1 protein-coding gene is annotated in these 253 nt (G+C 79.1%); it reads right to left on the bottom strand.

Annotation, left to right across the window (positions count from 1 at the left end; genetic code table 11):
* A partial coding sequence (locus tag AC0IY0_RS28875; protein WP_471766494.1) for a hypothetical protein occupies positions 1 to 253 on the bottom strand: 253 nt, incomplete at both ends.

Raw genomic sequence — 253 nt, forward strand, 5'->3', positions numbered from 1 at the left:
GGCCGCGGCCGCGGCGGCGAAGGCCGCCGCCGGGGCGGAGAGCGGGCCGCCTCCGACCTGCAGGACCCGCAGGGCGCGCTCCTTCGGCAGGTGTCCGCGGCTGGCCTCGATCAGGCCGGCGCCCACGTCGGCCGTGTGGCGGGCGGTGGCCGAGCGCATGACGAAGGCGTCGATCGCGCCCGGAGGCACGGCCGGGGCCTCGGTCAGCTTGCCCGCGCGCAGGCGATCGACCAGGGCGCCGACATCGGCAATC

The sequence above is a fragment of the Methylobacterium sp. AC315 genome (assembly GCF_979253755.1).